The 21,621-nt window shown below is 63.3% G+C and carries 16 protein-coding genes; 9 read left to right on the forward strand and 7 right to left on the reverse strand.

The annotated features are described in order from the left end of the window. Positions 1-4: 4 nt before the first annotated feature. Both ACFK0J_RS10980 and ACFK0J_RS10985 read right to left on the reverse strand, forming a co-directional pair. Positions 5-364 (reverse strand): iron chaperone, encoded by a 360-nt coding sequence (locus ACFK0J_RS10980; protein ID WP_378739037.1) that lies wholly within the window; start codon positions 362-364, stop codon positions 5-7. Between the two features lie 85 nt (positions 365-449). Further along, positions 450-950: a GNAT family N-acetyltransferase gene (locus ACFK0J_RS10985; RefSeq protein ID WP_378739039.1), complete on the reverse strand. Its 501-nt coding sequence runs from the start codon at positions 948-950 to the stop codon at positions 450-452. Positions 951-1,116: 166 nt separating this feature from the next. Here ACFK0J_RS10985 and ACFK0J_RS10990 point away from each other — a divergent pair, with 166 nt between their 5' ends. Genes ACFK0J_RS10990 through ACFK0J_RS11000 form a run of 3 tightly spaced genes read left to right on the forward strand, consistent with a single transcriptional unit; the run spans position 1,117 to position 5,562 of the window. Next, positions 1,117-2,265, forward strand: a complete 1,149-nt coding sequence (locus tag ACFK0J_RS10990; protein ID WP_378739042.1) for a hypothetical protein — start codon at positions 1,117-1,119, stop codon at positions 2,263-2,265. Beyond that, on the forward strand, positions 2,204-5,059 hold the full coding sequence (locus tag ACFK0J_RS10995) for a CHAT domain-containing protein (RefSeq protein ID WP_378739044.1): 2,856 nt from the start codon (positions 2,204-2,206) through the stop codon (positions 5,057-5,059). The genes ACFK0J_RS10990 and ACFK0J_RS10995 overlap by 62 nt, the downstream gene beginning before the upstream one ends. Then, positions 5,056-5,562 (forward strand): hypothetical protein, encoded by a 507-nt coding sequence (locus ACFK0J_RS11000; RefSeq protein ID WP_378739046.1) that lies wholly within the window; start codon positions 5,056-5,058, stop codon positions 5,560-5,562. Before ACFK0J_RS10995 ends, ACFK0J_RS11000 begins: the two co-directional genes overlap by 4 nt. A gap of 40 nt (positions 5,563-5,602) precedes the next feature. On the opposite strand, the gene ACFK0J_RS11005 is transcribed toward ACFK0J_RS11000, so the two are convergent. Together ACFK0J_RS11005 and ACFK0J_RS11010 are read right to left on the reverse strand one after the other, a co-directional pair. Continuing rightward, positions 5,603-6,136: a DUF3145 domain-containing protein gene (locus ACFK0J_RS11005; RefSeq protein WP_378739048.1), complete on the reverse strand. Its 534-nt coding sequence runs from the start codon at positions 6,134-6,136 to the stop codon at positions 5,603-5,605. Positions 6,137-6,230: 94 nt separating this feature from the next. Continuing rightward, positions 6,231-7,064: a serine hydrolase domain-containing protein gene (locus ACFK0J_RS11010; RefSeq protein WP_378739050.1), complete on the reverse strand. Its 834-nt coding sequence runs from the start codon at positions 7,062-7,064 to the stop codon at positions 6,231-6,233. A gap of 42 nt (positions 7,065-7,106) precedes the next feature. On the opposite strand from ACFK0J_RS11010, the gene ACFK0J_RS11015 reads away from it, so the two are divergent. Both ACFK0J_RS11015 and ACFK0J_RS11020 read left to right on the forward strand, forming a co-directional pair. Continuing rightward, a complete protein-coding gene (locus ACFK0J_RS11015) occupies positions 7,107-8,300 on the forward strand; it encodes a serine hydrolase domain-containing protein (protein ID WP_378739052.1) in 1,194 nt (397 codons plus the stop codon). A 593-nt stretch (positions 8,301-8,893) separates the two neighbouring features. After that, complete coding sequence (locus ACFK0J_RS11020) at positions 8,894-9,637, forward strand: DUF5131 family protein (protein ID WP_378739054.1); 744 nt, start codon at positions 8,894-8,896, stop codon at positions 9,635-9,637. Positions 9,638-9,643: 6 nt separating this feature from the next. Here the strand turns inward: ACFK0J_RS11020 and tcmP are convergent, their stop codons facing one another. Beyond that, positions 9,644-10,672: a three-Cys-motif partner protein TcmP gene (gene tcmP, locus ACFK0J_RS11025; RefSeq protein ID WP_378739056.1), complete on the reverse strand. Its 1,029-nt coding sequence runs from the start codon at positions 10,670-10,672 to the stop codon at positions 9,644-9,646. Positions 10,673-12,301: 1,629 nt separating this feature from the next. Between tcmP and ACFK0J_RS11030 the strand changes: the two genes are divergently transcribed. Genes ACFK0J_RS11030 through ACFK0J_RS11040 form a run of 3 tightly spaced genes read left to right on the forward strand, consistent with a single transcriptional unit; the run spans position 12,302 to position 18,328 of the window. Then, entirely contained in the window at positions 12,302-12,430 is a 129-nt protein-coding gene (locus ACFK0J_RS11030) for a hypothetical protein (RefSeq protein WP_378739057.1), read from the forward strand. Continuing rightward, entirely contained in the window at positions 12,423-13,934 is a 1,512-nt protein-coding gene (locus tag ACFK0J_RS11035; protein WP_378739059.1) for a hypothetical protein, read from the forward strand. The genes ACFK0J_RS11030 and ACFK0J_RS11035 overlap by 8 nt, the downstream gene beginning before the upstream one ends. Continuing rightward, positions 13,931-18,328: a WD40 repeat domain-containing protein gene (locus ACFK0J_RS11040; RefSeq protein WP_378739061.1), complete on the forward strand. Its 4,398-nt coding sequence runs from the start codon at positions 13,931-13,933 to the stop codon at positions 18,326-18,328. The genes ACFK0J_RS11035 and ACFK0J_RS11040 overlap by 4 nt, the downstream gene beginning before the upstream one ends. 11 nt (positions 18,329-18,339) lie before the next feature. Here the strand turns inward: ACFK0J_RS11040 and ACFK0J_RS11045 are convergent, their stop codons facing one another. Together ACFK0J_RS11045 and ACFK0J_RS11050 are read right to left on the reverse strand one after the other, a co-directional pair. Next, positions 18,340-19,881 (reverse strand): restriction endonuclease, encoded by a 1,542-nt coding sequence (locus ACFK0J_RS11045; protein WP_378739063.1) that lies wholly within the window; start codon positions 19,879-19,881, stop codon positions 18,340-18,342. A 100-nt stretch (positions 19,882-19,981) separates the two neighbouring features. Beyond that, complete coding sequence (locus tag ACFK0J_RS11050; RefSeq protein WP_378742755.1) at positions 19,982-21,040, reverse strand: M48 family metalloprotease; 1,059 nt, start codon at positions 21,038-21,040, stop codon at positions 19,982-19,984. Between the two features lie 136 nt (positions 21,041-21,176). On the opposite strand from ACFK0J_RS11050, the gene ACFK0J_RS11055 reads away from it, so the two are divergent. After that, positions 21,177-21,467: a hypothetical protein gene (locus ACFK0J_RS11055; protein ID WP_378739065.1), complete on the forward strand. Its 291-nt coding sequence runs from the start codon at positions 21,177-21,179 to the stop codon at positions 21,465-21,467. Positions 21,468-21,621 lie beyond the last annotated feature (154 nt).

The following is a 21,621-nucleotide window of genomic DNA, read 5'->3' on the forward strand; positions in this document are numbered from 1 at the left end:
CCACTCACGCCAGCGAGGTGCGTCGGGCGGCGAGCTTCGTGGCGATTTGCGCGATGAGGTCGTAGGGGATGGGCTTGTTCAAAGGGAATCTCAGCGTTCCCTTGCTGGCTTGGTAGGGCTCGATGGCGCGTTCGAAAGCCTTGTCGCCGTGTGGGATCGGGTAGAGGCTGACGTGCTTCTTCCAGCCTGCGAAGTGGACGGTGTTGTGGCCGTTCACCTTGAAGGTGGGGATGTCGTAGCTGATGGCTTCCGTCGCATCCGGTAGGGCGCGCTGGATGGTCCGGCGGATTTCCTCGAGGATGCCGCGCACGTCCTCGGGGAAGGCGGCGATGTACGCGTCGACGGTTGCGGGCTGCTCTGTCACGACGTCCCTCGATTCCGTGAGCTGCTGTCGATCGAATCGCTGAAGCTGGTCGAGCATCGTCAGTGTAGGCACGCCCGGTCCCTGATCACAGCTGCTTGCGGTACCAGCATTCCGCGTACATCTCGTCGTTGTGTGGTGGTGACTCCACGTACCCGAGCCGGGCATACAGCGCCCTGGCCTCCACCAGGTCGAGGCGGGTGTCCAGGACCACCCGTACGGCGCCGAGCGCACGGGCCGCGTCCTCGGCGGCCTCGGCAAGAAGTACCGCACCCCCCTTCCCCCGCATGTCCTTCCGCACGAACACCCGCTTCAACTCCGCCGTCCCGTCATCGAGCAGACGCACCCCCGCCGTCCCCACCGGTTCGCCCCCGAACCGAGCAACCAGCAGCACCCCACGCGGCGGCGCGAATTCCGCCCCCGACACTGCCGCGACCTCCCGCTCGAGCTCCACGGGATCGGTCGCGCGCCCTTCATGCAACTGGTACCAGCGATCGCTGACTTCGGTGTAGTAGGCGCGCCACAGCATGGCGGCGGCGGGGGAGTCGAACTGTTCCGGGGCGATGGTCCAAGTGCCCGAGATGCTCATGCCGACCATTGTCACTACAAGTTCTGATCCCTGCGCACCCACCAGGTTTCAGCCGTAGGCCGCGAACTTTCGACGTCGATATGCCGCGTCGCTTGCTCGAATCGTGCGTACGCTGAATGCGGACGGCTGGACGCGCGCCGGCGAGGTGGGGGAGTAGGAGCCTTTCATGGAGACGGGACGCGGCTGGCCGTTGCTGCCCGACGAGCCGAAGCTACCCGGTGATCCGCTCCACGTTCTCGAACGCCACCCCGCCGAGCGCGAACAGAAGTCGGCACTGCGGCAACTCGCCGACGCGGCAAGCAGCGGAGATCCCGAGGCGCGCAATCGATTCGCGATCGGACTATGGACGTCTGGACGGCGGGAGGATGCCGAACGCGTATGGCACCAGCTGACCGTCGACCGGCCGGATATGGCGGCTGCCCAGTTGAACCTGGCCACATGTCATCTGGCGCGTGGTCACCTCGAGAAGTGTTCGCGGGTCCTGCGGGCGTATCGCGAGGTAACAGATCCTGGAAGTTCAGGGCGAAGCCTGGCGGAGCAGCGGATCGCGGAGCTCGAACAGATCGACTGGAACGCGGCGCGGCAAACTCGACTGCTGCAGTTACGGGTTGCCGCACTGCGCGAGCGAGCCGACCGTGGGATCGCGCAGCCAGACGATCTCCGGCAAATGACGCGGGCGCTGTTTGCCTTGACGAATGTCCCGCGCAGTGGCATCGACGGTCGGGACGTGCTGGACGCGGCAAGGCGAGCACGCGCGGCGGCTCCCGACGACACAGGTGCGCTGGAGGAATTGGCACTCGGTCTGATGCTCGCCGGGACGGACGATGAACTGCGCGAAGCGCTGCGGGAGTTGGAGCGTGTGGCGCCGCATTCGGTGGCGCTGGCGGCGGTCCGGGAGCAGCGCACAGACCTCGGGTTCGACGAAGAGACCCGCGACCGCCAGGCGCATATGCGGCAGGTTGCCGCCAGAGCGTTCACTGGCGATCGGGCCGCTGAGGAAGAACTGCGCATCGAATCCCAGAAGTTTCCGCGCAACCCGCAGTACCGCGTCGATCTGCTGATCGCCGCGTACAACCGGGGCGATTACACCGAGACCCGGCGACTAGCCGACGAATTGGCCGCTGACCCGGCAGCCGGTCACTTCGTGCACTTCCACATTGCCCAGTTCTACTGGCTCCTAGGTGAATACGAACGCGGCAGACGGCATTTTGTGCTCGCGTATGAGACTGCGGCCACGGAAAGGGACCGGGCGGATGTCCGAGAAGCGATACAAGTGGTGGGCGCGGGCACAGCCGAGGAATTGGGCCTCGGGTAAGGCGCGGCGCGTGGATGGGAGTTCTGATAACACCGCTGAGCGGGCTGTCGCTACGGCGCTGATGAATACGGAATGGGTCGAGCAGGCGGACGGTCTACTCTTCGACGCAGTAGGCGGGTGTGATCCTGACACGTTGTTGCGCGAGCTCGCTCGCTTGCGCGACGAGCTGAGGGCCGAGGGGAGACCTGCGGAGGCCGATGTGGCGGAATTCCACCGGCAGACGGTCGAAAACAGCCTTGCCTCGTTGCGGCGGTTCCGCGATCTGCGCCACCGCTGGGCGGAGGGGGGTGGCCCGGACCAGCCGCTCGGCTTTCCGGAACCCGTCGATACTCCTCGCCAGCTGTTGGAGCGCGAAGCCTCGGAACTATTCGGTCGAGGTGAGCTGGATGCCGCGCTAGCGGTGCTGCGGCGAGCTGAGCGGATTCCGCCGTCGGCGCCGGTGGAAACCGTCGGCTTCGCGGGTCTGCGCATGCATGTGGCGGGTGCGCTGCGGACCGCGGGCCGGGCCAAAGAGGCACTGGCACTGCTCGACACGGTCGAGTTCGGCCCACACACCGGCGGTGTCCTGGCCCATGAACCGGGCACCAGGAAGCTGCGCAGCCGGTTCCAGCACTTGCGCGGGTTGCTGTGCGACGACAACGGCGCGTACGAGGACGCACAGCGTTCGTTCCGTCAGGCAGTCGAAGCGGCCGGTTCCTGCGGCGACCTCGAAGCCGAGTATCGAGCCCGCACCGACCTCGCTGCCTCCTATCTCAAGGCGGGGCGATCTCGTGCGGGCGTTCGCGCGTTTCGACGGGTACTGGAATTCGTCGAGACCAATGGGGGTCGTCGTGTCGGTGCCCTGATCAACCTGGGCACCGCCTACTCGCAGATCGGCGACACCGATGCTGCACGCAGCTGTTTCGAGCAAGCGCTCGCGCTGTTGGAGGCAGCAGGGGGCGAGGGCAACAGCATGGTCAACGTGCTCCTCGGGCTCGGTGACCTCGCAGCGGACGAAGGAAACGAAGCCGACGCCTGGGACAGATATTTTCAGGCGTTGCTCAAAAGCATCAGTCCTCTCGAAGGTGTTCTGCAACAGAGCCTGCCGCTGGTGTTGAGTCGCGCAGGCAAGATCGGTGCCGCCGGGGATCGACTGATCGGGGCGGCCGAGGTGTTCCTCGACCAGCTCGATGTCACGCTCGACTCGTCGCGCGGACAAGTTCTACTGCGCCTGGCCCGCGCAAAGCGAGACTCGCGGGCCGGACGGCATGCTGCGGCGGCTGCCGAGCTGCGCGTCGCACACAAGCTGGTCGAACAGCAACCACCGAGTGCGTATACGCGTCTGATGGTGCTCGAGCAGTTGGCGGACACGCTGGTGGGGTGGGCACACGAGCGGCCGCAAGCTCATCAAGAAGCGTTCGACCTTTTGTGGGAGGCTCGGCGCCGATTACTAGAGGCAGCATCGGACGAGAACGTGCGGGACCGTCCGGCCCGGGTCGCGAACTATCGCGGTATCTACGGACGACTGATCGAGCTGTTGGTGGATCATGGTTCGGCGCTGCGCCTGCCCGCCGGTCAGCCACCGCTGGAACTGGCCTTCGACCTGCACGAGGAGTACAAGACCTGGACCAGCGGTGTCGGCCGTGAGACCGTCACACCGGCGCGCTTCGCCGCCCTGCGGGACTGGCTCAGGACCCACCCGGATGCCGACGACTGTGCCTTCGTGTCGTACTTCTGCGGCTCCGACACCCTTACCGTGTTCATTCATGTCCCGGCGACCGGACGGCTCGTGGCAGTTCGAAAACCGCTGGCACGTACCGCATTGAGCCGTGCCGCGGAGCGCTTGCGACGCACCTTCGATGGCGACCCGCTGGATCCCTTCAGGGGAGCGCCACTCCCGGCGAAGCGCCCGTGGCGACGCAGCCTCGCATTCTTGGACGAGTTGGCACCGGGACTGCTTGCCGCACTGCCGTATGTGGCAGGCCGCGAGTTGCTGTGCGTCGCCGCTGACGGACCCATTCACGAACTACCGCTGCCCGCGCTGCCGATGCCCGGTACGGGCCGTCCCCTTGTCGAGCGGCACGCGGTCGTCCAGGTCGGTAGCGCCACCACCCTGCTCGGACTCGCGGGTCTCCCGCCCGCGGACGGCGGTGGCGCGGTGTATGTCGGTGCCGTCGCCGCCCACGACGACCCGGACCACGAACGCCTGGAGCGGGACGCGGATCTCGTGGCCGACAGCGGTCGACAGGTCATCGGTTCGTCGGGCATCGAGGCGACCCCCGATGCGGTAGCCGCTGGATTGCGCGCTACTTCCGTCGCGCATCTCGCGGCGCACGGCTGGTTCGACGCGGTCGAGCCGATGGATTCCGGTGTGCTTCTCGCTCACGACGGACAACGGCCACCGAGGGACGTGTACTCCGTTGATGTCGGTACCAGACTCGACCATCTCCTGACGGCCCGGCGCCTCGCCCGCGACGGATTGCGGATCGACCTGCTGACCTTGCGCGCGTGTTCCACCGCCCGTCGCGACGTGCACGACACGGGGTATCCGGAAGGACTCGTCCAGGCGCTGTTACACGCCGGAGCGCGCACTGTCGTGGCCACGCTCTGGGATGTGGACGACTCCAGCTCGCGCCGACTCTTCGCCGAGTTCTATCGAAATCTGTCGAGCGACAGTGCGAACTCGGCTCAGCAACCCTGGCGGGCGCTGTGGGCGGCGCAGCGTGCCATGCTGCGGGACCCGGACTCGCCCTGGGAATCGCATCCCTTCCACTGGGCCGCGGTGGCCCTGTTCGGCCTTTGGAGGCACACATGATCGCAGAGCGGATCGCCGAATTCGACCGACGCTCACTCGTTCTGGCCCTGCAGGAGATAACCGAGGAACTCACGGCAGACGTACCCGCCGTGGCGCTGCCCTTGGATCAGGATGAGGCTTTCGAACTGCTGGCCGCCCTGCTTCGCGCGGGCGGGTACACCGGCACCGAACTGACTCCGCTCGACGAAACCAGCCAGTACGCCGCCGCGACGCGTGTCCTCACGGCAGTTGCTCGTGACGCGGCGACGCGGAAAATTGCGGAGCCCATCCTCGCGGATCCGCCGACCGACACCCGGCTCGGCGCCGAACTCGCGGTGCCCGCACTCGCGGTCGCGGCAGGCGTGGTCGGCTGGCTGCAGACGAAAGTGGACCTGCGCATCAAACGCAAAGACGGCAAGACCGAGTTCGAATTCCGGGTGACGAAGGATGCCGCCTCGGCCAGCGTTTTGAATCAGCTGGCAACCGCGGTGTTGCGCATGTGGAATGGACCGCCGCAACAGTGATCGGCGCGGGGGAATCAGGCGGATTCGTGGGTGAGAGTCGCTAACCCACGTCCCGCCGCAACCAGGTGACCTCCGCACCGGACTCGGTGCCGTAGCGGTAGATCTCTAAATCTTCGTCCCACGGCGTACCGAGCGCTCGGTCGATTTCGGCGGCCAAGTCGTAGGTGTTGTATTTGCCGAGTTCGCCCGCGGTTTGGAGCATTGCCCGTAAGCGCATCTCACCGAGCGTCACATCACCGTTGGCGCTAGTGGACCCGTGCCATAACCCGAGCCCGGGAACGAAACAGTAGCGTTCCCCGTCTACGCCCTCGCTGGGATCCTCGGTGACTTCGAACCGCAGTACCGGCCAGGATCGCAAGGATTGAGCAATGCGGGCGGCGGTTCCGACTGGTCCCATCCACTCGCTGGTCGCACGCAATTGACCGTCCGCGGGCTGCGCGGTCCAGCGCAACTTTGCCGGGGCGGCGAGAGCCGAGGTGAGTGCCCACTCGACGTGCGGGCACAGCGCGGCGGGCGACGAGTGGATATACACCACACCCGCCGTCACGTCCGCGAACTGACTCGATGCGCGCACCACTAACACCTCCAGCGTCGACGGGGGACGTCTTCCCCAACGACCCGTCTGCTGGTGTTGCCTGAGTGTACTGGAGTGTCCGAAGTTACATGTGTTACTTCACCGCCGTGTTGCGTGCGAGTGTCGCCTCCGCAATAACGGCATCACTGAGAGGTGGCCAGGCCGTTCTCGCCCAATCGCCGAAATTCTGGTCGGTCAATGCCAGACACGCCAACGACGACGCGGGGTCGACCCACAGAAACGTGCCGGATTGTCCGAAATGGCCATAAGTCCCCCGTGAATTCGATCTTCCCGTCCAGTGCGGAGTCTTCCCGTCGCGAATCTCGAAACCCAGCCCCCAGTCGTTGGGGCGCTGCGAGCCGTAACCGGGCAGGACACCGTTCAGGCCGGGGAATTGGACGGAGGTGGCTTCGGCGTGTGTCTGCGCGGAGATCAATCGCGGGTTCAGCAATTCCGCCGCGAAACGGGCCAGATCGGCGGCGGTCGAGCGTCCCGCGTGCCCAGCCGACCCGACCAGCTCCGACCGGGTCATGCCGAGTGGCTCGAACACCGCGTCGTGCAGGTACTCCTCGAACGCGATGCCGGTCTGCTCGGTGACGAATCGAGCAAGCACCTCGAATCCGGCACTCGAATAGATTCGGCGTTTGCCCGGTTCGGCCTGAATGTCGGTGGTGTCGAAGGCGAGCCCCGAGGTGTGGGCGAGCAGGTGTCGCACTGTCGCCCCCGGCGGACCCGCGGGCTGATCGAGTTCGACCGCGCCCTCCTCCACCGCGACCAACACCGCATAGGCCACCAGCGGCTTGGTCACCGACGCGAGCGGGAAGACCCGCTGCACATCGCCTTCGCTCGCCGTCGCGCCGTCGCGGGTGACGACCGCGGCCGCCGCGTGCCGGACCGGCCAATCCCTGATCTGCTCGAGTGAACGCACTCAGCGAGCGTACGAGAAGAACGCCGTTACGATCGAATGACCATGAGTGAACACCTGATGATCCACGGCGAAGTCGAGCCCGGCTTCGGGCCGGTCGCCGATGCTTTCCGGCGCAATTTCGCGCAGCACGGCGAAATCGGCGCCGCGGTTGCGGTCTACGCGGGCGACCGGCCGGTGGTGGACCTGTGGGCGGGCTATCGCGATCGGCATCGGACATTGCCGTGGGAGTGCGACACGATCGTTCCGGTGTTCTCCTCCACGAAGGGCATGGCCGCGTTCACGCTTGCCTCGGCGGTGTCGAAGGGTCTGCTCGAATATGAGGAGCCGGTGGCGAAGTACTGGCCCGAGTTCGCCGCGCACGGCAAGGGCGCGGTGACCGTCCGGCAGCTGATCGATCATCAGGCGGGGCTTTCGGGTTTGGACCCGGTGGTGAAGCTGAAACAGATCGCGGATCTCGACGGGCTCGCGCCGATTTTGGCCGCGCAGAAACCGGCCTGGAAACCGGGCACCCGGCATGGCTATCACGCGATCACCCTCGGCCTGTACCAAGGTGAGCTGCTGCGCCGGGTCGACCCGCGGCACCGCACCCTCGGCCGAATCTTCGCCGAGGACATCGCGAAACCGCTCGGCGCGGATTTCTTCATCGGCCTACCCGCCGACCAAGGACTGGAGCGCATCGCCACCATGGCCGCCACCCGCGGCCTCGACGCGCTGCGCTACGAACGCGACTTCCCGCTGCGGATCGGCGCGGAGGTCGCCGCCAAGCGCGGTCTGTCCTACGCGGCGCTGACCAATCCGCGCACCGGCAGCCCCGCCCGAGCGACCCGACGCGAATTCCTCGAAGTCGAGCTACCCGGCTCCAACGGCGTCGGCAACGCCCGCGCGCTGGCCCGCGTCTACGGTGCCGCCGCAGGCCGCACCGGCGCACTCCCCATCGACGAAACCGTGCTCGACCAGCTGGCTACTGGGGACATCGCCACCGACGTCCCCGCCGGAGATCTGGTGCTGCACATCAAAACTCGCTACCACCTGGGCTTCCGAAAGTCCGGCGGCGAATTCCGCTTCGGCTCCGACAAACGCGCCTACGGCACCACCGGCCTCGGCGGCTCCTTCGGATTCGCCGACCCCACAACAGGTCTCGGCTTCGGCTACACCATGAACCGCCTAGGACTCGCCGTCCTGGACGACATCCGCAGCCGCAACCTCCGCAAGGCCCTACTCCGCTGCGCGGCCTGACCGCCGCCGCCCAGAACTTCGCCCGCCGCGCACACTTCTGCAAGCTGCGCACAAAATCATCAGCAATCTCGTGCGTTACGCGAAACCGTGCACGGCAAGCCCTATCGGGTTGCCCGCGTGGGCGAGGGAAGCGCGATACGACCAGATGATGGAGTCAATTCTGGCGGTCGCGCGGTTCGCTACTGGTGTTGACGGACATGACGAGTGCTTGGAATGCGCTGGTGATGTTGGCTGCGGTCAGCGTGGTCAATCTTTTCAAGCGAGGGCCGTTCAGGTTCGCGATAACTGTTGGCGACCCACAGATTGTGTGACGAGCTGACCCACCGAGCGGGTGTGCAATGCATTACGACGAATCTCGTTACTCGATGCCGTCGAACAAAGCCCGAAATCCCTTGCCCACCTGCGGATATAGCCAATGATGGACTACTGTGAACTATCGAACACGCTTTCGGAAGACCTGGCGTATCGGCGTTTTGTTGGGAAATCGCCGCTCCCCGGAGCACTTGCCGCTCGTTTCGGGAGGCGTGACAAGTCCACTACTTCGCGTCGTAATGAGGGAAGTACTGTCGAGAACAACCCGAGAGTGAGGTGTCATGGCAGACAAGTCCAGCATCGAGTGGACCGAAGCTACCTGGAACCCTGTGACCGGTTGCGACCGAGTATCGGTCGGGTGTGATCACTGCTACGCGATGACACTGGCGAAACGCCTGAAGGCAATGGGCGCGGAGAAGTACCAAAACGATGGTGACCCTCGCACGTCAGGACCAGGTTTTGGTGTGGCGATTCATCCGTCGGCTCTTGATGTTCCGTTGCGATGGCGGCAGCCGCGAGTGGTGTTCGTCAACAGCATGTCCGACCTCTTCCACGCCAAAGTGCCGATCGGGTTCATCCGCGACGTGTTCGATGTGATGTCACAGACGCCGCAGCACACCTATCAGGTGCTGACCAAGAGGTCGCTGAGGCTGAAACGCATTGCAGATCAACTGGAATGGCCCGCCAACGCGTGGGTCGGCGTCTCGGTCGAGAAAGCCAGCTATCTCGACCGTGTGGATCATCTGCGAGAAGTGCCTGCCGCAGTGCGGTTCTTGTCGTGCGAGCCGCTACTCGGCCCGCTCGACGAGTTGCGGCTCGATGGGATCGGGTGGGTGATCGCGGGGGGCGAGTCGGGCGCTGGCCACCGACCGATGAATCCTGAATGGGTGCGCGGAATCCGAGACGTATGTCAGCGGTCAGGGATTCCATTCTTCTTCAAGCAATGGGGCGGGCGAACACCGAAAACGATGGGTCGCGAGCTTGACGGACGAGTTTGGGACGACATGCCGCTTCCAACCCTATGATTGCCGCTACTGGTCGAGATCGGGCGATGACACGATATCGCGATTGGTCCACCACTTTCTGCTCCCAGGTGGCCAGCACGCCGTCTGCTGCCAAAGCACCGCGGGCCTTCCGTCACGATCCACGACGGGCAGCGGCTCGGTCTCAGGTAGATCGAACAGGGAGAATTTCCCCAGCTGCTCTTCCCGTTGCATGGTGGCCAGCCGACGAGCCTCCTCGATCATCCTGGGCTCGCGTTCGGCGGCCTTGCGGTACAAGCTCCGCATGATCTTTGCACCGACGTCGTGATCAGATGCGAAGACCATGTCGTAGATAGTGGTGCCGTTGGTCATCCGCATCGGAATCCGCTCGGTATGTCGGTATCCGAGATGGTTCATCAGCCGGTACCTGATGAGGTTGACCATCTCCTCCCGATACTCGGCTCCCGTGATCTCGCGCGCTTCGCGGGCGTCCTGGATGTTCAACCAGTTGCGAGTGCCGTAGAACCGAGTGACCTTATCTCGGAACGCAGCGGACTTCGACCTTCTGCCACCGACGCCGCGAGCTACGAACGCCGGCGAAACCAGCAACCACAGCTCGGGTTTCGTTTTCACCTTCGGGTGATCTTTGAACTGTGCGATCTTCTCTATCGTCTGCCACTCGACCTCTGCGGCCTGTTGGTCGATGAACACAAACGTCGGAGCCCAATTGAAGGGCTCTAGATCGGCCAATGCTCCGTCGATGGCGCGATTACAGTCGCCCGCCACCACACGGAAGTTCTTGTGAGGAAATTCCTTCTGCAGCGCCGCTTCGAGTCTCGCTGCGTTGGACGGCAACTCGAAGAAGACATGCCGCGTGAATCCCGGAGTAGCAGCCAGCACGCGCCGCGGCGAGCCATCAATCACCGCACCGGTGAGTCGTTCGACATTTTCTGGACGCCCCGCCATAAGATCGAGGTAGAGACGTTCCGAGCTACGTTGCGACGCCGTGTTGAATGCCGGCGTGTAGTCGCCGAGTATGTGTAGCTTGTTGCCTGTCCAATAGGACCATTCGCGCATGACGCGGCCCCCTTTTGTCACCCTGACGAACCCATCTGGCCACCCCAGCCCGTCCTTCTGAGGATACCTAGCTCATCCCAGAGTTATTGCCTAATGGAATGATTCGGGTCATCGTTCGGCGCCTACGTGTAGACCTACAGCTCTGAGATGCGCGTCATCGAGAGCTTGCAGTAACACATGTGTCCCAGCTGGAGTCTCCGCGACGCTGCATGCCCACATCTACGCCTGCCGCATACCCGACTCAGGATCGTTCGGCGGTGCGCTGAACGTGTGGTCCCGAAGACAATGACCAAGTCGCCGGGTAATACCGGACAGAAAGGTTCGGTAGGCCGCCGAGATCGCCTACAGGTTTGAATGTGCTGCTCGGCGGGGATAGCTGTGTCGAGCGTCAGTAGCTGCGTGTGGCCACCGGTTTCGGCGACGTCGCAACTCTTCGACGTCCAGGACCGGGGGCGCGGCTTAGGGGACCGGTGCACCGCGGGAGGGGTCCCGGGGGCGAAGCCAGCCGGGCGGGGCGTGGGGGTTGCACCCCCCCATAAGAAATGACGAAGCGAACCAGGCTCGCGCCTTCCGCGAGCAGGGTTCGTCCATGAGCGAAGTGGACCTAGCGGGACGTTATTCAAACCGTGCTGACCTGCGAGAATTCGAGACGGGTCGTGCCAAGACCGGGGCGGATGGCACGCAGGCAATGCAGAAGCGTCCGAAACGGTCACCGCGAGCAGAGCCGAAACATTGAAGGCATCAGCGGTCGAACGTCGTCATCGCAGTCTGCGGTCGAGAAGTAGATCAAAGCGTATCGTGGCGGGCGTTCCGCAGCGGAACTCGCCAAACGTCATCGCGTGTCCAGAGCGCGGTCCTCGCCCTACTGACCAAACGCGGCGTCGCGCGGCGCTATCAGTCCTTGCCCGAAGCCGACATCGACTGCGTCGAACAGCTACCTCGAAGCCACTCTCTGGTCGCGTGCAGCAATCTCACCGGCTTCCCTGCTAACACCATCAACCGTGCCCTCAACAAACGTCGCACGCCGATGCGGCCAGCAGGTCGACCTCGATCCGACCACAGTCGGGAGAATCAGGCTGTAGCGGCGTGTCGGCACGCCGAAAACCCGGACGAATTCAAGCGTTCAGCAACTGGATAGCAATCGTGATCGAGAATCAATGCCAAGCAAGATGCTGGCAGCGCATCCGCACCGTCTTCTCGATAGACACGCGTCTAGTCCGCTGGCGCCAACTCGCAGATAACTGTGGCGACAGTTTGAAGTTGTCACATGGAGTACCCATGTGTCACAACCGGTTCCGGCACGCTGGACTTAGATTTTCGCGTAGGCGTCCGTGCTGTGGTCTGTTCTGTTGTCCTCTGGGGCGAGGTTCGGCGGATATGCTGTACGCAAGCGTGGCCATGATCGTCTCCTATACCTGCTGCTCTGGAAACATACGCCGCCCACCCGACAGCCGACATCAGCATTCCTTGCGGCGGGACCGGGATGCGGCTTATCCGAGGCCCGCATGCAGGTCGAGGCGGTCGCCCTGGAGTCAGTAGTCGTTCCCGACTGCCTCGAAACTAGGGCTTGGCATCTGGATTGGGATGCGCGCTAGAACCGTCGACCATGGGGCACCGCCATCCTGCCTGGTGACGATCGACGGCTGGCTCACCCCGCACGAGGTAGTGAGCAAACTCATTCACCGCAGTGCCGTCCATCGAGCATTCGCCAGCCAGGCGTACCTGCGCGTCGGCGGCGTTGATGTTCTGAATGGCTGACGAAGTGCGCGACACCGGTAATGATGTTGGTATGCAGCATGATCCGCGTCTCGAGTTCTTTCCGGATGCCGAGCTGCCGGGGGCGGTTGACGACCCGGATACGGCGCCGTCCCTCATTGCGTCGGGCATAGTTCACCGGCCCTTGATAGCTGACGCGGTCGTCGTGATTCCGGGGATCATGGGCACCGAGCTCGTGGACACGTCAGGAGAAAGACCTCGACTGTTGTGGGGGTTGCGACCGGGGCTGCTCGGCACCCTGTGGTGGGGATCGGCGGCGGCGTTCGAGCGGTTGAAATACGATCCTGACGATTCTGCGATCAAGCCTGGACGTCTGCTCCGCAAACCTGCCTATGCGCCACTGTTCAACGGTTTCGAGCCGTATTCGGAGCTTGTCGAGGATCTGCGGAAGATCGTTCGGCACCCTGGTGCCGTTTCGGAGTTCGGCTACGACTGGCGACTCCCAGTGCGGCACAACGCCGAATTGCTCGCGCAAGCGATCGACCAGCATCTGACCTGGTGGCGGCGCTTCTCGGAGCGGCCAGATGCGAAGGTGCATCTGGTGGCGCACTCGATGGGCGGCCTGCTGTGCCGTGCGCTCTCTTCGATCTCTGGGGCAATGGACGACGTCGGCGTAACCACCACGTTGGGCACGCCGTTCGAGGGAGCTGCCAAAGCGGCCGTGATGCTCGGATCCGGCGAAGGGAGCCCCCTTCCGGCGCTGCGAATGCGGGAACTGGCCAGGACCCTCCCCGGGATCTACGACCTGCTTCCTAGTTATCCTTGTCTGGAAGAGGGCAACGAGGTCCGGCAGCTGACGGTAGACGACGTCGTACGCATAGGGGGAGATCGGGCTATCGCGGAAGCGGCGTTCGCTGATCAAGCTCGGCTCGGGCAAGTGCAGATTCCCAACCATCGAGGGGTGATCGGTATCGCCCAGCCCACGATATGCACGATAACGGTCGACCACCGAGACCGGGTCGAGGGTCACGGGTACACGTTCCGATTCGATGACGACGGCGCTCCGGTCCGCCGACCCGAGGGCGTGCTTCGGCGAGAGCTCGGGCTCGGTGACGGCACGGTGCCGAGGATGTCCGCGTACGTGGAGAACTACCAAACTTTGCCGCAGCAGCACGGTGCGCTGGCGCAGGTAGCGGAGGCGTTCGAAGACGTTCGGGACTGCTTGTTCAACCATCGACGCAGTACTCGGCTGGCAGGCGGCGATCTTGGGCTGGAGCTTCCAGACGACATTTGCGCTGGCGTCGGGTTCGAGATCGGCATCAGCGGAGTCGAGGGGGTTACTGGCTTCAAGATCCGCGTCGAGGAGGAAGTCGATGATCCGAGAATGGGACGCGACTCGATCATGCTGAGCGCCGAACGTCGGGATGGCCGGGTCGTGGCGCCGGCACTGATTCATAGACCTGGGCTGTATCGCGTCGCCCTCGCGGGGTCTGGGACGTCAGCGGTGAAGCAGCTGATTCTGGTTGCTGATGGCGGTGGTCGGTGACCAACAGTGTGGAGCTGTTCCCTATTGCGATCGGTGAGTTCGACGCTGATCGGTACCCCAGGATCGACGGTATCGAGGCGAATCTGGCCGCGATCACCGAGACGTTCAGCGATTTCGAATGTCACCTCGTCGAATGGCCCCGTACCGCACCGTCGTGTTGTCGGCACGCTCCAGCTGAGCAAATCCAGGAGTGTTCGGCATGCCCGGATCGCAAGGGTGACCATTATCGAAACCACGACGATGTTGATTCCAGACTTCGGCAATGGGCGGACAGGGATTCAGCCACCCGTTCGATCCTGTACTGGGTCGGGCACGGGTCATCCGACGATGAGCACCCGACACTCATCCACAGCCGGACGAGCCCGCAATATGCGGATACCGAAGGGATCAGGCCGGAGCGGATCGCGGACGCGATCGCAGGCCGCTTCGTATCCAGTCCACGCCCGTGGGTAATCGTAATGATCGAGGCATGCCGGTCCATGCAATTCGTCAGCCTGTTGCAGAACGCGTTGAATCTCCGGCGATATCAGGGGAGCTATCTGCTGATCAGCCCGACTTCCAGTCACGGTGCGGTGAAGCTGGGACATCTGCAAGCCCTGCTGCACAACATTCTACATAAGACCTTTGCCACCGAGGACGTGCTCCTGGACCGCTTCGCGAAAGCACTACACAGCCGGGATGTCACGGTCAAACAGGGCGGCCCGATCCCCGACGATGTGGTCGCGTTCGTGCGACGAATCAGGTTGCCCGCGAACATATCCGTCGATGCGCGCGAGGAACTCGCGCGGGCGATCGAAACATTGCCGATGGATATCCAACGGCACTTCATCACCAAAGCTCACGGCGGTTTGGGTTCGTTTGAACAGGTGCTACTCAATGAGCAATCATGGTATTTCGAGGGTCGCGAAGACGACACGCGGCGGGTGGTGTCCTGGCTGCAGGACCGTTCGAGCGGCATGCTGGTGGTCACCGGGGCACCTGGTTCAGGCAAATCGGCGTTTCTGGGAAACCTGATCGTGCATGCCAATCCGGCATTACGCGAGGCGCTACATCACGCCGGATTGCTGGCTGAGGTCCCGAAGGGATTGCCGGACAACGTGTTCGATGTCTGCCTTACTCTTACTGGCGCCCCGTCTGACGATGTGATCGCGAAACTGGCTGCAGCCGTCGAGGCCGAGATTCCCGATGACGTCGCCGGCCGGGACATTGCTGACACGAGCCGATGGTTGACGCAGACGATCCGCGGCCGCGGGACACCGATCACCATCGTGGTCGATGCGCTCGACGAGGCGGTATTCCCGGAGGAACTCGCCAACTATCTACTCCGACCACTTGGGCAGCTGCCGAATATTCGGCTGATCGTGGGGACCCGGAAAAGTACCGACGATCAGATCGACAGAACGACCGCCGACAGGAACCTCCTGAATGCTCTTGGCGTGTCCGATCGCGACATCGTGACGATCCAAGCCGACCATGGGGCAATTCAGAGGTTCGTTGCTCATCGGCTACGGAACCGAGTCTCACTGGATGTCGACCGATTCGCAGTCGCTGTGGCACAACGTGATCCGCACTTCCTGATGGCGCAGCTGGCGGTACACGAAGTCGTCAGCGATCCACGCTGGCATTCGGAGCACACGTGGGACTACCTACTCAGGCACAACCACAACGGGATGTTCGGTCTTGCTGTGGCGCGGCTGCACGAGAAGCACTCCTCGTATCGAGCATTGCTGATGGGCCTAGCGTTCTCGTCCGGGCACGGGCTCCCGATACACGACGGAGTGTGGCGAACCGTCGCCCAGGCGATCAAAGATCTGGAGAAACCACGGTCCGGTGTGGTGACCGACGATCTCATCGAGAGTTTTCTCGATGATGCCGCGCCATACGTGATAGTCGACAACGAACATCACCAGACGGTGTACCGGTTTTCCCACCGTACCTTTGCGGAGCACTTCATCGGCAGCGGCGAAGCCAAAGCCAGGCGAGAACTTGCGATCGCGCGTGGATTGATTTCTGCTACCAATGAAGCGTTGGATTTGAGCGAGGCCGCCAGCATCGACGCCACCGTGAACCCTTATGTCCGACAGTATCTCTCGACCCATGTGGCAAATGCCGGCGAGTCAGGCTGGAATCTGCTCGCCGACAACGAGCGACTCATCACGATGCTCAACCCGGAACAGATCGGCGCCGACGCCCAGCGTACTGCGTTCGGCAGGTTTCCGCTCCCCTCGATAGTGGAGGGGATAGCCAACGCAAGTGAGCGGCTGAGCAGGGTAGCGCGTGAAAGTTACCCGGTCGCGGTGGCGCTCGCGACTGCTCGGATGACCGGCCGCTACTCGGCGACGCATACGCGCGCCAACGGTGAAAAGCCTCCAGTTGATCTGCATTGGGCGGCGGTGCAGCGAAGAATGTACTTCCGAGCACTCACCGGCCATACCGATTCAGTGCTGGCGTTCGCAACGATTCCTGCGCCCAACGGCCACAGCTGGCTGGCAAGCGCAGGCAGGGAAGGGGTGATTCGCGTATGGAATCCTGTGACCGCTCAGCCGATCAAGGTGTTGAGAGGGCATGTCGGCGCGGTCACGGCGCTGACCGTCTTTCTCGATCCGAACGTCGGTACCGTGCTCGTCAGTAGTGGTGAAGACGCCACGATAGGTTTTTGGGACGTTGTCAGTGGCAAGTCGATCGGGACAATGACTGGTAGGTCCAGGGTAACCGTGCTGGCTGCGATCCCATACGCGGATGGACGAATTCTCCTTGCCTGCGCCAGTCTCAACACGATCGAAGTGCGGGACGCTGCCAATGGCTCTACCTTGGGCGTGTTCTCGGGGCATTCCGATGCCGTCACCGCTCTGACAGTCCTGCCCAACCCCTACTTCGGGAATGTAATCGCGAGCGCCGCGAAGGACGGCACGTTCCGGCTATGGAATCCGGAAACCGGCCGCACCTATTCCGCACCGAAAATCGGCCCCGTTGCCGCTTTGACGACGCTGTTGTTGTCCAATGCCGCGTGGCCCACCCTGGCCTGCGCGGAACGCGGAGGAGTAAGTCTCTGGGACCCTACTGATGCCGATGGAAACCCCTACCCGCGGCTGATCCGGAGGTTGTCGAGTTCGCACGGCGGCCTGATCACGGCATTGGCAAGCCTCCATCTGCCAGGTCGTGGACCACAGCTTGCCGGTGTGGGGCAGGGAACGATAGATGTGTGGGATCCCGCGCAGCCACAACCTATTTCAAGCTTCGCCAGTCGAAGCGGTGATACCCACGCCATCACTGCGCTGGCCGCAGTGCCGCTGGCAGACGGCGGTTCGCTACTCGCGAGCGCGAACTATCATTTGATCCGGTTGTGGAACCCCATTGCAGGGCAGCGACAACCCAGTGGAGCGACCGGCGCTGGCCGACTTGCCCGCAGTGATGGTGCCGGTCGCGTAGTCAACCGTTCCACCAAGAACGTCACCGCCCTCGCCGCTGTGCAGACCGCCGACGGAGAGTCGTTAGTCGCTACTGCTGGTTACGACGACTCGGTCGATCTCTGGGATGCGGAGAACGGGAAGTTCCTCGGCTCACTCGGACACCCCACCGATCGTGCAGGCAGAGTTACCGCCCTGGCTTGCCTCCCCACCGACGACGGCCGAGCCGTACTTGCCAGTGGCGGCAACGACGGGGTCATTTCCTTATGGAGTCCGGCAGCTGGACAACACCCAATCATAAAGTTGCCCAGCCATAGTCACGAGGTGACTGCGTTTGCCCTTGTCCGGACGTCCGATCGGATCACACTGCTCGCTAGTGCTGACCGCGGCGGGGTCGTTGTTTTGTGGGACCCTGTTGAGCAACGGCTTCCGATCGCGAAATTGCCGAGCAGCCACCCGATCACGGCGCTGAGCTCGATACCCGACTCTTCCCGGGGTGCGTTGCTGGCATGCGCGGACGACGAGGGAGCCATCCGGGTATTCGACCCAATGGATCTTGCTGCCGGGCAGCCGATCAAAGCATTCTCGGGCGGCGCTGTCGCGGTGCGGGCGCTGGCTGTCATTGTCGATGCCGGCCACGTTCCGATGCTTGCCAGCGCGCACCAGGACGGGACAATTCACCTTTTCGATCTGGCGAACTCTGATGCGAGGCAACCCATAGCGCGGCTGTCGGGCCATTCCGGCGCGGTGACCGCCGTTGCGGCATTCCCGGTCACCAAGCACCGCACCATACTGTTGAGCGCGGGCCGTGACGGCACGGTCCGGCTGTGGGATCCACAGAGCGGCGCTCAGCTACACATGCTGCCGCTCGATGTGGCGGTCAGCGCGATTTTGGTGCTGCCGAACGGGCATATTGCGGTCGGCTTGGACGACGGACTGCTCGTGCTCGATATCGACGTATCGAAGGTCGCGCGCCGCGACCCGTAGCAGCGTGCTGGCTACTGCGGCTCGTCTTGCGCCTGTGGACTCTTCTTGCTGCGGTTGATGATCCGGGCGGGGATGTCGTACTGCTGACACAGCGAAAGCAAGCCACTGGCGTCGATCAGGTTCAGCGGCTTGCCATTGGCGAACTTGTAGCTCTCCGGCCCGTAGCCCGAAGTGGTGATCATGATGCCCTTGGTCGCGCCTTCGTGCTGCACAGTGCCCCACAGGTCACGCACGTGTGTTGGCTTCACAGTGCCGGTGTAAAGCTTGGCTTGGACAATGAACTTTCCACCCGTGATCGGGTGTGGATCGTACGCGACACAATCGACGCCGCGGTCGCCGGTCGCTTGAAACAGCTTGGTATCGAACCCCATTCGAGCGAACAGGTTGTGCACGAACGCTTCGAACTCGCTCGGTTTGAGCTCAAGGAGGTTGGGGCGCTTGTCGAGGTCGGAGATGACATCGACCGCGTCGATGATCCGAGGGTCGGCCATCTCGAACCGCATAACCGGCTCGACCGGGATGAGCTCATCTGGATGCGGTGACACATCGGCGAAGAAGTGTTTCCGCACGCATGCCACGGGATCGAACTTGGGTTCATCGAGCACGAGGCGGGCGAACTGCTCGCGCGTAGCACGCATCGTGATCAGGGTAGGTTCAATCTGCTGCCCGGTCTCGGGGGCAACGGCACGGACCATGCCGTTGAACACTACGGTGCTGATCAGTTCCTCCGATGACGCTGTGAACACCTCCCGGACGGTACGGAGCGCGATCTGCGCGATGACGCGCTGGTAGATCTTCCGAATCTCCTTCACCGGCCGGGCCGTCGGCTCAATGGCACTGCGGGTCTTGATATGCCGGAATGTCTTGTGCTCGGGAACCACTTCGATCGGCGGGAGGAACCACTCCACAATGAGTAGGGACGACTCAGGTGAGTACCCAGCCCGCCGCGCAACCGGAAATTCGTGCGGATATCGCGACTCCCTCAGCACAAGCGTCATGTAATCGCTAACGGCGTGCCGGTCTCCGGTCTGCAGCCCGGCGGCCATCCTGTCGACCCACGCGTTCTTCTCGGTGGCTTCTCGCTCAGCCTGCTCGACGGCGAAGTGATACTCGCGGTATCTCTGCTCAACGCGCTGTTGCCGCAAGGCCTCCTGGTGTCGGTGATCTTCGAGGGCCTGTACGTATTCCTTTTCCCGGGCACGAAGGTCCTCCTCATAGCGCTTCTTGCCACCGAACAGGCGGGCCATGCCCACGGGCTCGGCAGGCGTCGACCATTCAGGAGGCGGAATCGGTACCGCATCATTACCAAGCTGAGGTGGCGGTACCGCCACACGGTCCCGGAGCGTCTCGACTTCGATCCGAGGATCCTTGCCCAGTGACGACCTCAGTAGGTTCTCCAGCTCCGCTACTTGCCATTCGACCTCGGAGGTGAGCTCGATCGCCTGGCGATCTCGCGCGGCTGCCGCAGCTTGTGCCTGCTGGCGCTCCCATGCTTTCCGCTCACGGTCAGATCCGTAACCGCCGTAGGGATCGTAGTAAGAATTATGTGCCATCGGACCCACCACCCCATCTACCACTTACCTGCTCGATCTTGACGTTAACGGGGGAACGGATTTCGACAACCGTGTCCCCTCTGTCTAACCACGGCCCATCTCACCTACCGCCGCCACCCGTTCGATTGGGCCCGTACAGGTGTTTTTCCAATGCCTGGATCCGAGCGGCACACGACGGGTGGCTGGCAAACAGATTCGCTCGCAATCCTTCTCGCTGTCGGGCATCATCGTGCCCAGCATGCAGCCACCCGTAGAGGATCTCGAGGAGAGGCAGGCCGTACCCGAGGTCGGCGGCCGTCCTGTCGGCCGATTTCTCCTGATGCCGATTGATTCCGGCGACCACGAACGGTGTCGCCCATAGCAGCACCAGAGCCGGGTGGATGGAATAGAAGAACCAGGTGGTCAGAGCCAGCAAGAGGAAGGGGAACAAGCGAACGAGCGGGGCGATGACACAACCCGCCGCCGCACCGCCTGCTCTCCCGGCCACCGCTCCGCCCGCCGCACCCACAGTGAAGCCGGCGAAGATCGCGAACACGAAGTGAGTCACCCGGTACAGCACCCGCGCGACCAATCGGCCAGGCAGGGAATACCAATACGTCAAGAGCGCGGCCCAGGAGTGACCGGCGAGATGGTGCCCCAGCTCGTGCGCCAGCACGGCGGCGAGCCGAGGTGGCGGAAGGCTGAGTGCCGCCCGTGTGACGGCGACGATGTGCCCGGCTGCGGCGAAGGCATTCAACTCGTCGGTATCCTGAACCCAGAGTCTATAGTCGTTTGATCGCACTCCGGCACGTTGGGTGACAGCACCCCACACTTGGTCGAGACGGTGCTGCTCCGCCATCGTCGGCTGCCGGTAGCGGAACATCACGCGCGCGATGAAGTACTCCGTGCGGCCGAAGAACACCGCAGCCCCAGACATCACAAATAACCCCGTCGTCGCCAAGGCGATCGTGTTGTTCGAGGACACGAGTGCCGCGAGCGTACTCACCACTATGATGCTGAGGGCGAACCACGGAATGCCGAGAATGAGTGTCAATGCGGTGGGCAGACGCACCGTGCGGCGACGTATTGGTGAAGCTGCCGGGTAGCGAGCTAGACCACCTAAATAATGTTGGAAACCATCAGGTTTCGACTGATCGAATTGTCCGTTTCCCGCCGTCATCACCCCCCAAGTTGATGTTGCGTTGTAGTGCGGATCTTAGCCCGACCTGTCGTGGTCGCGCAGGTGGTTGTAAATTATGCTGCAAGCAGTCGTGCTGACGCTTGGCTACGGCTGGAACGATGTGCGGAGGGGCGCTGTGAACATCGTTGGGCATGCCGCGTTCGAGCAGACCGGCAACACTGTGCTCGAAGTACGGGAGGCGCTTCGTGCGATCGATCGCTGGTACGACATCGAACAAAAAGACTTTCTGCGGGCGTTGGCGCCGACGCTGGCGGTGGCCGCCGAGTTGACCGCGCGGGATTCCTTGTGCGGATTGCTCGGCGTATCGGCGTATCGCGACGCGATCGAGGCCACGGGCGGGGTGGCTGTCGTGCCCGAGCTCGAGCACGACGTCCGCGTGTCCGTCGAATGTGGCCCAGCGGCATAGGCGGAGCGGGTGCAACGGAAGCCGCGCTGAGAGCTGAGTATGGACCCGACCGAGGTGTATGTCGTGGCTCCGTACCGGACGTGGGAATATCGGTAGCGATCCGATCAGGCGTCGGGGTGGCGCGGTTACGGACGACGTATGCGCCGGTCCCGGG

Source organism: Nocardia brasiliensis (assembly GCF_042691675.1).
Lineage (GTDB): Bacteria > Actinomycetota > Actinomycetes > Mycobacteriales > Mycobacteriaceae > Nocardia > Nocardia brasiliensis_D.

Bases quoted from the DNA above. Each gene is read 5' to 3' on its own strand.
- ACFK0J_RS11000 (WP_378739046.1), top strand. From the start codon at position 5,056: ATGATCGCAGAGCGGATCGCCGAATTCGACCGACGCTCACTCGTTCTG.
- ACFK0J_RS10990 (WP_378739042.1), top strand. From the start codon at position 1,117: ATGGAGACGGGACGCGGCTGGCCGTTGCTGCCCGACGAGCCGAAGCTA.
- ACFK0J_RS10985 (WP_378739039.1), bottom strand. From the start codon at position 950: ATGAGCATCTCGGGCACTTGGACCATCGCCCCGGAACAGTTCGACTCC.
- ACFK0J_RS11015 (WP_378739052.1), top strand. From the start codon at position 7,107: ATGAGTGAACACCTGATGATCCACGGCGAAGTCGAGCCCGGCTTCGGG.
- ACFK0J_RS11050 (WP_378742755.1), bottom strand. From the start codon at position 21,040: ATGACGGCGGGAAACGGACAATTCGATCAGTCGAAACCTGATGGTTTC.
- ACFK0J_RS11020 (WP_378739054.1), top strand. From the start codon at position 8,894: ATGGCAGACAAGTCCAGCATCGAGTGGACCGAAGCTACCTGGAACCCT.
- tcmP (WP_378739056.1), bottom strand. From the start codon at position 10,672: ATGCGCGAATGGTCCTATTGGACAGGCAACAAGCTACACATACTCGGC.
- ACFK0J_RS10995 (WP_378739044.1), top strand. From the start codon at position 2,204: ATGTCCGAGAAGCGATACAAGTGGTGGGCGCGGGCACAGCCGAGGAAT.
- ACFK0J_RS11045 (WP_378739063.1), bottom strand. From the start codon at position 19,881: ATGGCACATAATTCTTACTACGATCCCTACGGCGGTTACGGATCTGAC.
- ACFK0J_RS11035 (WP_378739059.1), top strand. From the start codon at position 12,423: ATGGCTGACGAAGTGCGCGACACCGGTAATGATGTTGGTATGCAGCAT.